At 72.9% G+C, this 9,890-nt stretch carries 10 protein-coding genes; 5 read left to right on the top strand and 5 right to left on the bottom strand.

Annotation, left to right across the window (positions count from 1 at the left end):
• Nucleotides 1–106: 106 nt before the first annotated feature.
• The 3 genes from KUM38_RS40860 (at nucleotide 107) to KUM38_RS40850 (ending at nucleotide 2,796) form a co-directional block, all read left to right on the top strand.
• Complete coding sequence (locus tag KUM38_RS40860; protein ID WP_217137222.1) at nucleotides 107–1,693, top strand: MDR family MFS transporter; 1,587 nt, start codon at nucleotides 107–109, stop codon at nucleotides 1,691–1,693.
• 161 nt (nucleotides 1,694–1,854) lie between these two features.
• Nucleotides 1,855–2,292 carry a helix-turn-helix transcriptional regulator gene (locus KUM38_RS40855; RefSeq protein WP_217137221.1) on the top strand — a complete coding sequence of 146 codons (438 nt, stop codon included), beginning with the start codon at nucleotides 1,855–1,857 and terminating at the stop codon, nucleotides 2,290–2,292.
• Nucleotides 2,293–2,352: 60 nt separating this feature from the next.
• Nucleotides 2,353–2,796, top strand: coding sequence for a VOC family protein (locus KUM38_RS40850; RefSeq protein ID WP_217137220.1), 444 nt, complete (start codon nucleotides 2,353–2,355; stop codon nucleotides 2,794–2,796).
• A 10-nt stretch (nucleotides 2,797–2,806) separates the two neighbouring features.
• Here KUM38_RS40850 and cseC read toward each other — a convergent pair whose 3' ends face one another.
• From cseC to KUM38_RS40825, 5 genes are all read right to left on the bottom strand, one after another.
• Nucleotides 2,807–4,153, bottom strand: coding sequence for a two-component system sensor histidine kinase CseC (gene cseC, locus KUM38_RS40845; protein ID WP_217137219.1), 1,347 nt, complete (start codon nucleotides 4,151–4,153; stop codon nucleotides 2,807–2,809).
• A 9-nt stretch (nucleotides 4,154–4,162) separates the two neighbouring features.
• Nucleotides 4,163–4,861: a two-component system response regulator CseB gene (gene cseB, locus KUM38_RS40840; RefSeq protein WP_217137218.1), complete on the bottom strand. Its 699-nt coding sequence runs from the start codon at nucleotides 4,859–4,861 to the stop codon at nucleotides 4,163–4,165.
• A 142-nt stretch (nucleotides 4,862–5,003) separates the two neighbouring features.
• Nucleotides 5,004–5,657 (bottom strand): hypothetical protein, encoded by a 654-nt coding sequence (locus tag KUM38_RS40835; RefSeq protein ID WP_217137217.1) that lies wholly within the window; start codon nucleotides 5,655–5,657, stop codon nucleotides 5,004–5,006.
• Nucleotides 5,645–6,196, bottom strand: coding sequence for a SigE family RNA polymerase sigma factor (locus tag KUM38_RS40830; protein WP_217137216.1), 552 nt, complete (start codon nucleotides 6,194–6,196; stop codon nucleotides 5,645–5,647). The genes KUM38_RS40835 and KUM38_RS40830 overlap by 13 nt, the downstream gene beginning before the upstream one ends.
• A 367-nt stretch (nucleotides 6,197–6,563) precedes the next feature.
• Complete coding sequence (locus tag KUM38_RS40825; RefSeq protein ID WP_217137215.1) at nucleotides 6,564–7,499, bottom strand: A/G-specific adenine glycosylase; 936 nt, start codon at nucleotides 7,497–7,499, stop codon at nucleotides 6,564–6,566.
• A gap of 146 nt (nucleotides 7,500–7,645) precedes the next feature.
• Here KUM38_RS40825 and KUM38_RS40820 point away from each other — a divergent pair, with 146 nt between their 5' ends.
• Nucleotides 7,646–9,226 (top strand): sensor histidine kinase, encoded by a 1,581-nt coding sequence (locus tag KUM38_RS40820; RefSeq protein WP_217137214.1) that lies wholly within the window; start codon nucleotides 7,646–7,648, stop codon nucleotides 9,224–9,226.
• Nucleotides 9,223–9,888 carry a response regulator transcription factor gene (locus KUM38_RS40815; protein WP_217137213.1) on the top strand — a complete coding sequence of 222 codons (666 nt, stop codon included), beginning with the start codon at nucleotides 9,223–9,225 and terminating at the stop codon, nucleotides 9,886–9,888. The genes KUM38_RS40820 and KUM38_RS40815 overlap by 4 nt, the downstream gene beginning before the upstream one ends.
• The last annotated feature ends 2 nt before the right edge of the window (nucleotides 9,889–9,890 follow it).

The raw sequence follows: 9,890 nt of genomic DNA, 5'->3' as shown, positions 1-9,890 counted from the left end.
TTGACGCCCGGCTAGTTACGCGACTAACTTCCCAGTGTAGTGAACTAGCCGGGCGGCAAGTAAGTAGCACTGGTCACTCGACCGTGGCCGGGGGGGGGAAGGAATCATGGCGGACACACCAGCGGCGGGGGCCGTGGAGACGGACACCGGCAAACAGCCGAAGAGCGTGCGGGTGGTCCTGCTCGCACTCATGATCGCGATGATGCTCGCGATGCTCGACAACATGATCATCGGTACGGCGATGCCGACGATCGTGGGCGAGCTGGGCGGACTGGAGCACCTGTCCTGGGTGGTCACCGCCTACACCCTGGCCACCGCGGCCGCCACCCCGGTCTGGGGCAAGCTCGGTGACATGTACGGGCGCAAGACCACGTTCATGACGTCCATCGTGATCTTCCTGATCGGCTCCGCGCTCAGCGGCATGGCCCAGGACATGGGCCAGCTGATCGGCTTCCGCGCGGTGCAGGGTCTGGGCGCCGGCGGTCTGATGGTCGGCGTCATGGCGATCATCGGCGATCTGATCCCGCCCCGGGAGCGCGGCAAGTACCAGGGCATGATGGCCGCCGTGATGGCGCTGGCCATGATCGGCGGACCCCTGGTCGGCGGCACCATCACCGACCACTGGGGCTGGCGCTGGGCCTTCTACATCAACCTGCCGCTCGGCGTGATCGCGCTGGCCGCCGTGGGCGCCGTACTGCACCTGCCGAAGAAGAGGGCCAAGGCCGGTATCGACTACCTCGGCATCGTGCTGCTGACCGTCGGCATCACCGCCGTCGTGCTGGTCACCACCTGGGGCGGCACGGAGTACGCCTGGACCTCCGCGCGGATCATGGAGCTGATCGGCCTCGGCGTCGCCTCCCTCGTGGGCTTCGTGTTCTGGCAGACCAGGGCGGCCGAGCCGGTCCTCCCGCTGCACATCTTCCGCAGCCGCAACTTCACGCTGATGTCCGTCATCGGCTTCATCACCGGTTTCGTGATGTTCGGCGCGACCCTCTTCCTGCCGCTGTACCAGCAGGCCGTGCAGGGCGCCTCCGCCACCAACTCCGGTCTGCTGCTCCTACCGATGCTCGGCGCGATGCTGGTGACCTCGATGGTCTCGGGCCGGGTGACCACCAACACCGGCCGGTACAAGATCTTCCCGCTGCTCGGCGGCGCGCTGATGGCCGTCGGGCTGTACCTGCTGTCCACGATGGACACCGGGACCTCCCGGTTCACCTCCGGTGTCTTCATGGCCGTGGTCGGTCTCGGCATGGGCTGCCTGATGCAGATCACCATGCTGGTCGCGCAGAACAGCGTCGAGATGAAGGACATGGGCGTGGCGTCCTCGTCCGCAACCCTCTTCCGCACCCTCGGCGCGTCCTTCGGCGTCGCGATCATGGGCGCGCTGTTCAACAACCGCGTCCAGGACGTCATGGCCGAGAGGGCCGGCGCGCTGGGCTCCAAGGTGACCGAGCAGTCCGCCCAGCTGGACGCGGACGGCCTGAAGGCACTGCCGGAAGCGATCCGCGAGGCGTACCAGCAGGCGGTGTCCTCGGGCACCCACTCGGCGTTCCTCCTGGGTGCCGTGATCGCGGTGCTCTCGCTGGTGGCGGCGGTGTTCGTGAAGGAGGTCCCGCTGAAGGGCGCGGGCCCCGCGAAGGGGGACACCGACGACGGCGCACCGGCAGCGGCGGCGGTGACCGAGCCCGTCTGACCCTCCCGGCCGGCACCAAGGCCCCCGGCGGCACGCCCTGTGACCACCGGGGGCCTTCCCCCTGCGCAGGTCCGGCCCCGTCGTCAGTCGGTGCCCGGGCCACGACCACCGGACCCCGGGTACCAGCGTCGATGTCAGTGCCCCGTGCCACCATCGGTCGCATGAACAAGGCGCGGCAGCTGAGGCTGGCCAAGGACGCGATGGACCGGGACTGGGCCGACCCGGACCTCGACCTGGCCGCGATCGCCGCGCACGCCGGATATTCGCGCTACCACTTCATACGCGCCTTCAGGGAGACCTACGGCGAGACGCCGGGCCAGTACCTCACGCACCGCCGCATCGAGCGCGCCGAGGACCTGCTGCGCACCGCGAACCTGTCGGTGACGGAGATCTGCCACCTGGTCGGTTTCAGTAGCCTGGGCACCTTCTCGGCGCGGTTCAAGACCTGGACCGGCCTCACCCCCAGCGAGTACCGCACCCGGCACGTGGGCCGCGGTGCCGCCCTGATCCCGGGCTGCTACGCCATGCACTGGCTCGGCGGACACCGCCCCGGTCCGGGCAGGGCCGCGGGACAGCGCAATTCCGGAGAAGCGGACTGACGGCGGCGCTGCCTACGGTGACAGGGCACTGGAGGAACGGCAGCGAAACGGGAGTACGCCATGATCAAGGGTCTCGCCATCACCACCGTCTGGGTCCTCGACCAGGACCGGGCGAAGGAGTTCTACACCGAGAAGCTGGGCCTGGAGGTCCGCACCGACATGACCCTGGGCGAGGGCGGCATGCGCTGGCTCACCGTCGGCTCGCCGAAGCAGCCCGACGTCGAACTGACCCTGATGGTCCCCGGCGCGGGCATGGACCCCGAGTCCGCCGAGATGATCAAGAAGTTGGTGGCCAAGGGAGCGCTCGGCCCGGGCGTGCTGACCACCGACGACATCCACGGTGACTACGCCGAGCTCAAGGACCGCGGGGTCGAGTTCATCCAGGAGCCGCAGGAGCGCCCGTACGGCACCGAGGCGCTGTTCCGCGACGACTCGGGCAACTGGTTCTCCTTCACCCAGCCCCGCGAGGGCGGTCTCGACATGGACAAGGACTGGTCCTGCTGAACCGCTCCCGCTACTGGCCCAGCATGGGATAGCTCCCGGTGTTCGTCGGCGCGTGTTCGGGCAGCCACAGCACGGCGACCGCGCCTTCGGCCGGCGCGTCGTCCGGCGCCCCCGCCGGCCGTACGTTGCGGAAGGTCAGCCGCGCGCCCAGCACCCGGGCCTGACCCGCCGCGATGGTCAGGCCCAGCCCGTGGCCGCAGCCGGCCCGGTCGGCGCTGCCGGTGCGGAAGCGGCTCGGCCCCTCGGCGAGCAGGTCCTCGGGGAAGCCGGGCCCGTGGTCGCGGACCCGGACGACCCGGCCCTCGACACTCACCTCGATGGGCGGCCTGCCGTGCCGGGCGGCGTTGGCGAGCAGGTTGAACAGCACCCGCTCCAGGCGCCGCGGGTCGGTGGTGACCTCCGACTCGTGCACCACCCGCACCGTGACGTCCGGGTCCTTCGCCCTGACCCGCCGGGCGACGAACTCGCCCAGCAGGATGTCCTGCAGTTCGGCCCGCTCGGAGGCGCTGTCCAGCCGGGCCACCTCCAGGACGTCCTCGACGAGGGTGCGCATCGCCTTGGCCCGGTCCAGCACCAGCTCGGTCGGCCGGCCCGGCGGCAGCAGCTCGGCGGCGGTGAGCAGACCGGTCACGGGGGTGCGCAGCTCGTGCGCGATGTCGGCGGTGACCCGGCGCTCGGCCTCCAGCCGCTGCCGCAGCGCGTCCGCCATGGCGTCCACCGCGCTGGCCAGGTCGTCGGTCTCGTCGCGCACCACCCCGCCGATGGCCTCGCGCACCCGGACGTCCGTCTCGCCCTTGGCGACCCGGTTGGCGGCCGTGGCCGCCTTCCGCAGCCGCCGCGACAGATGCCCGCCGATGAACACCCCGAGCGCGCTGCCGCCCAGCACGACCGCGCTGGAGCCGATCACCAGGGCCTGGTCGAGGTCCTTGAGGATGTTCGAGCTGCGGTCCGTGAAACCGGAGTGCAGGGACATCACGTGCCCGTTCTTCAGCGGCACCGCCGCCCAGATGTCCGGCGCCCCGCCCGGCCGCTCGGCCACGTAGGTCGCCCGCCGGCCGGCCTCGGCCTTCTCCCGCAGCTCCTCCGGCAGCTCCGAGTCGTCGATCTTGGTGTTGGGGAAGTTCAGCCGCCCCGACAGCTCGTAGTTGCGCTGGGCGATCATGATGCGCTCGTCCGCCAGGTCGCGCGCGTTGTCCAGCATCGACACCCGGGCCGCGTTGTGCACGACCAGGCTCAGCGCGATCGCCACCAGCGCCCCGACCAGCGCGATGGCGGCGCTGAGCTTCCACCGCAGACCCGTACCTATGCCCGCCCGGTCGACGCACGCCGCCACCAGGCGCCGGAAGTACCCCCGCATCGTCTTCTCTCAGGCCTTCAGTTTGTAGCCGAAGCCGCGGACCGTCTCGATGCGGTCCTGGCCGATCTTCGTGCGCAGCCGCTGCACATGGACGTCGACGACCCGGGTGTCACCGCCCCAGCCGTACTCCCACACCCGTTCGAGCAGCTTGTCGCGGGAGAGCACGGTGCCCGGCGCCGCGGAGAACTCCAGCAGCAGCCGCATCTCGGTCGGCGTCAGCGCCACCGGCTTCCCCGCCCGGCGCACCTCCATGCCCCCGGTGTCGACCTCCAGTTCGCCGAAGGCCAGCACACCTCCGTCACCCGGTCCCGCCGCGTCCTCCCGGCCGCCGTTCGCGCGCCCGAAGCGGCGCAGCACCGCGCGGATCCGTGCCACGAGCACGGCACTGTCGAACGGCTTGGTCACGTAGTCGTCGGCGCCCGCCTCCAGGCCCAGCACCACGTCGATGGAGTCGGCCCGCGCCGACAGCATGATCACCGGCACGGTCGACTCGTCCCGGATGCGCCGGCACAGGCTGACCCCGTCGAGCCCGGGAACCATCACGTCGAGCAGCGCGATGTCGGGACGGTCCGTGCGGAACGCCTCCAGGCCCGACAGCCCGTCGGGCATCGCGGTGACCGCGAAGCCGTCCCGCTCCAGGGCGAGCTGGGTGGCCTCGCGGATGACGTCGTCGTCCTCGACGAACAGGACGTGGGTCTGGTCTGCCATCCCGGTGCTCTCAGTCCTCGTGTGATCTCGGATCGGTGCGCGCGTGCTTTTCTCGCCCACCACACGGACGCGGGGGCCGCGCCGCGGGTTCACCCGTTCATCGGTCCGGGCGGCCCCGCCGGTTCACGCCGTGGGCCATGTCTCAGCCGGCGGGCATCGGTGTCGGCTCCGTGCCGGCCACCTGTCCGTAGTCGTTGTGCGTCCGGTACTCCTCGGCGAACCGGCCCGGGCCCCAGCGGTATGTGATCACGTTCTCCCCGGACGGGCTCGACACCGGGTCGCCCCGGTCGTACACCTGCTTGGTCACCACCAGGTCCCCGCGGTCGATCTCCGCGTACACCGGGGGCTCCTCGGCCGAGAACACGTTCACATACGCGCCGCCCTGCTCGCGGTACACGTACGAGCCGACGCCCACCGCGTCCCCGCAGGTCAACACGTTGACGACGACGTCGTCGACGGCTCCTCGGGTGAGGTTTCCGTAGCTCACGTCGACGGGGTACTCGTCGGCGACGCACGGCTTCAGCTCCCGCTTGACCTCCGCCGAGACCGCCGGGTCGGCCTTGATCAGCCGGACCGCGTCCACCCGGTCGGGGGTCCGTGAGGGCTGCACCGACGCCGCGGCGGGGGCGCTCGCCACGGAGTCCGCGTGCGCCGGGCCCTCGTCCCGCGCGCCGGTGCCGCCCGTGCCGCAGCCGGCGGCGAACAGGACGGCGGCGGCGAGCACGGCCGTCGCCGTGCTCGCCGCCCGGGCGGTGCTCCGGGCCCGTGTGGGCCCCGCGCCGGTCAGGCCGCGCAACGCTCCCGCTCCTCACGCTCCAGCGCGCGTGCGTCCAGATCGCGTGCCTCCAGCTCCTCGCGGAGCCGGGCGAGCGCCCGGTGCAACGTGCTCTTGACCGTTCCGGCCGACATGCCGAGGGCGGCGGCCGTCTCGTCCGTGGACATCTGCTCCCAGTGTCGCAGCACCACGACACTGCGCTGCTTCGGGGCGAGGACCTTCATGATGTCCATCAGCAGGGCGCGGTCGGCGTGCTGCTCGGTGGAGTCGTCCACACAGGCGTCCGGGAGCTGCTCGGTGGGCACCTCCTCCAGCTTGCGGGCCCGCCACCACTCCGTCCGCGTATTGATCATGACCCGGCGCAGATAGGCGTCGGCCAGCCGCTTGTCCTCGATGGTCTCCCAGCGGCCGTACGTCCGGGCCAGCGCGGTCTGCAGCAGGTCCTGCGCGTCGACGGGGTCCGGGACCAGGCGGCGGGCGCTGCGCAGCAGTGCGTCCTGCCGGGTGCGGACGTACTCCTCGAATGCGAGCACCTCGCCCCGCACCGTGTCCTGCGCCATGGTGAACCGCCTCCCGCTCCCCGTGCCGGCCCGCCCGCGCGGGCCGGTTGTCCTGCCTGTGTTCCGTGGTCGTCGTGCTCTTGTCGAGCACGTGATCGAAGGTACGGAGGCGTTGTCACGGCGCTGTGCGAAGCAGCCTGCGGGAAGCCCTCGGCTGTCCGTCGGTTGTGTAACGGAAGGAGGAACGGGGTAAAGCGGGCGACCGGTTGAGGGTGTTATGGGCCGATATGGCCAGCCGCACCGGTGTGGTGTGTGTGAGCCGGCCGTACCGGTGTGGTGTGTGTGGGCCGGCCGTATCCGACGTCGGATGTGTGGGGACCGGCTGTATCCGACATCGGATGCGCGTGTGGGCCGGCTGTACGGAACGTCAGGTCATCGGCAGCCGGTACAGACCGCCCGGCAGCGGCTCCACCAGACCGTCGGCGACCAGGCCGTCCAGCGCGCGGGCACGCTGCACCGGCTCGTGCCACACCCGGTCCAGCGCGGCCTGCGGCACCGGACCGTGCGCCTCCCGCAACACGGCCAGCAGCCGCCCGCGGACCTGACGGTCCGTGCCCGCGTACGTCTGGCCCCGGCGCGGCGGGCCGTCGTGGGCGGGCTTGCCCGCCAGCCGCCAGGCGCACTGCGCGGCGATCGGGCAGCGCTGGCACGACTCGTTCTTCGCCGTGCACACCAGCGCGCCCAGCTCCATGGAGGCGGCGGCCCACCGCGCGGCGGTCGCGGCGTCCTCCGGCAGCAGGGCCCGGGCCAGCCGGCGCTCGGCGGCGGTGGTGGCGTTCGGCGGGTACTGCGCGCCGGTGACCGCGCGGGCGAACACCCGGCGCACGTTGGTGTCCAGCACCGCGTGCCGCTGCCCGTACGCGAACGACGCCACCGCCGCGGCCGTGTACTCCCCGATGCCGGGCAGCGCCAGCAGCTGGGCGTGGTCGGCCGGTACGTCGCCGCCGTGCCGTTCGGTTATGGCGACGGCGGCGCCGTGCAGCCGGAGCGCGCGGCGCGGGTAGCCGAGCCGGCCCCAGGCGCGGACCGCCTCGCCGGGCGCCTCCGCGGCGAGGTCGGCGGGGCGCGGCCAACGGGCCAGCCACTGCTCGTAGACGGGCAGGACCCGGTTGACCGGGGTCTGCTGGAGCATGAACTCGCTGACCATCACCCCCCACGCACCGGCCTCCGGGCGCCGCCACGGCAGATCCCGGGCGTGCTCGTCGAACCAGTCGATGACGGGGGAGTGCAGCGGCTCACCGGGAGCACGCTCGGACGCGGAATCGGCGGTGCCACCGTGCGGGGGCTTCGTGGGAGCAGTCATGACCCGTCGATCCTGCCACGCCGGGGCCCGCCTGCGGGGGGACCGCCACGGTGGAGGTGGGGGGAACAAGAAGCATCCCGGGGAGTGACGGGCACCTGACGATCGGCAGCAGTGCCGCGGGGACGTCCGCTTGTAGCGTCGGGGGCATGGAACGTGCTCGCCCGGCCGCGCTCGGCAGGGGCTGCCTGCTCTGGGCGGCCCTCGCCGCGCCGGCGCTCACCGCGCACCGCCTCGGGATGAACGAGCCGCGCGCGCTCTGGCAGCAGCTGGCCGGACTCGGAGTGCTCGCCGCCGCCACCGCCGTGTCCCGGCGCCTGCCCCTGGCTGCCTTCGGGCTGGCTGCCGCGCTGAGCCTGGCCCTCGCCCCGGCGCTGTTCAGCGTCTCCTACGGCCCCGCGCTCGGCCTGTTCGCGCTGCTGCTCGGACTGCGGGCGCACCGCACCGCCCCGGCGGCGCTGTGCTTCGCCGCCGTCGGCTGCGCCGGCACTGTGAAGATCGCGCTCACCGGGCCCGATCCGGTCCCCGAGTGGCTGGTCCTGACCGGCACCCTCCTCTTCGGCTGCGTCTTCCCCTGGCTCGGCGGGCGCTACTGGCGGCAGAGCCGCGAGCTCACCGCGGCGGGCTGGCTGCGGGCGGCCCGCCTGGAGGAGGAGCAGCGGCTCACCGAGGAACGCGCCCGGCTGCGCGAGCGGTCCAGGATCGCCCAGGACATGCACGACTCGCTGGGCCACGAGCTGAGCCTGATCGCCCTGCGCGCGGGCGCCCTCCAGGTCGCCGCCGACCTCCCCGGCCATCACCGGGCCGCCGCGTCCGACCTGCGCGCGGCGGCCGCCGACGCCACGGACCGGCTGCACCGCATCATCGGCGTGCTGCGCGAGGACGACGAACCCGTGCCGCTCGCCCCGGCCGGCGAGAACGTCGAGCAACTCGTCGCCCGCGCCGCGGAGTCCGGGCTGCCGGTGCGCTGGGAGTCCGGCGGGCAGGACACGGCCGTCGCACCCGGCGGGGTCGCCGAGCGGCTGCTGCACCGGGTGGCCAGGGAGGCGCTGACCAACGCGGCCCGGCACGCGCCGGGCGCACCCGTCGTCGTCGCGGTGACGGGGGACGACGTCCGAGGAGCGACCGTCACCATCACCAACGGACGGCCGGCCGAGCGGAGTTCCCCGCCTCCCGGAGGAGGTTCGGGCCTGCTCGGGCTGCGGGCCGCCGTCACCGCGGTCGGCGGCACCTTCGAGGCGGGCCCGCACGCCGACGGATACCGGGTCCGGGCGTACGTCCCGGCCCGGGCGGACACGGCCGCCCGGCCACCGCGCCCGCCGTCCGCGCCCTTCACCCGCGCCCGCCGCCGGGTCGCCGCCGGTCTCGGCGCCTCCGCCGGTGCGGGCGTCGTCCTGGTCGGTTCGGCGATCGGCTGGTACGCGTACACCGAGACGCGTGCGGTGCTGGAGCCCGCCGCGTACGCGGGACTGCGCCTGGGCGCGCCGGCCGGCGAGGTCGCGCAGGTGCTGCCGGACCGGGACGTCCGGGACCCGCCGACGGAGCGCGCGCCCGCGCCACCCGAGGGCACCGACTGCCGCTACTACCGTGCGAGCGGCGAGCTCTTCGTCTCCGTCGACCACTTCCGGCTCTGCTTCGACGACGAGGGGCGCCTGGCCGCCAAGGATGTGATCCCGCGCGTCGGACTGTCCGGCGAAGGGCGGGAGGAGTACGAGGAGTTCGCACCGTGATCAGGGTCCTGTTGGCCGACGACGAGGCGATGGTGCGCGCCGGGGTGTGCGCCATCCTGGGGAGCAGCGGCGAGACGGAGGTCGTCGCCGAGGCGGGCGACGGGCGGGAGGCCGTCGAGCTGGCGCAGGCACACCGCCCGGATGTGGCGCTGCTCGACATCCGCATGCCCCGTCTGGACGGGCTCGCGGCGGCCGAGGAGATCGGCCGCACCGTCCCCGGCACGGCCGTGGCCATGCTCACCACCTTCTCCGAACGCGCCTACGTGGCCCGCGCCCTCGGCGGCGGCGCCACCGGCTTCCTGCTCAAGTCCGGTGACCCGTACGAACTCATCGCGGGTGTACGGGCGGTGGCGGGCGGCGCGGCCTTCCTGTCGCCCAAGGTGGCCCGGTACGTCATCGAGGGCCTGGGCGGAGCCGACGGCGGCGGGCGGCTCGCCCGGGAGGCCGAGGCGCACGAGCGCGTGGCGGTGCTGAGCCCGCGCGAACGCGAGGTGCTCGGCCTGGTCGGAGCCGGACTGTCCAACCCGGAGATCGCCGCCCGGCTGCATCTCGTCGAGGGCACCGTGAAGGCGTACGTCAGCGCGGTCCTCGACCGGCTCGGCGTGCGCAATCGCGTACAGGCGGCGATCGTCGCCTACGAGGCGGGCCTGGTGGCGAGCTGAAC

The sequence above is a fragment of the Streptomyces sp. AC558_RSS880 genome, assembly GCF_019049255.1.
Taxonomy (GTDB): Bacteria; Actinomycetota; Actinomycetes; order Streptomycetales; family Streptomycetaceae; genus Streptomyces.
This window is presented reverse-complemented; position numbering and strand designations above follow the sequence as displayed.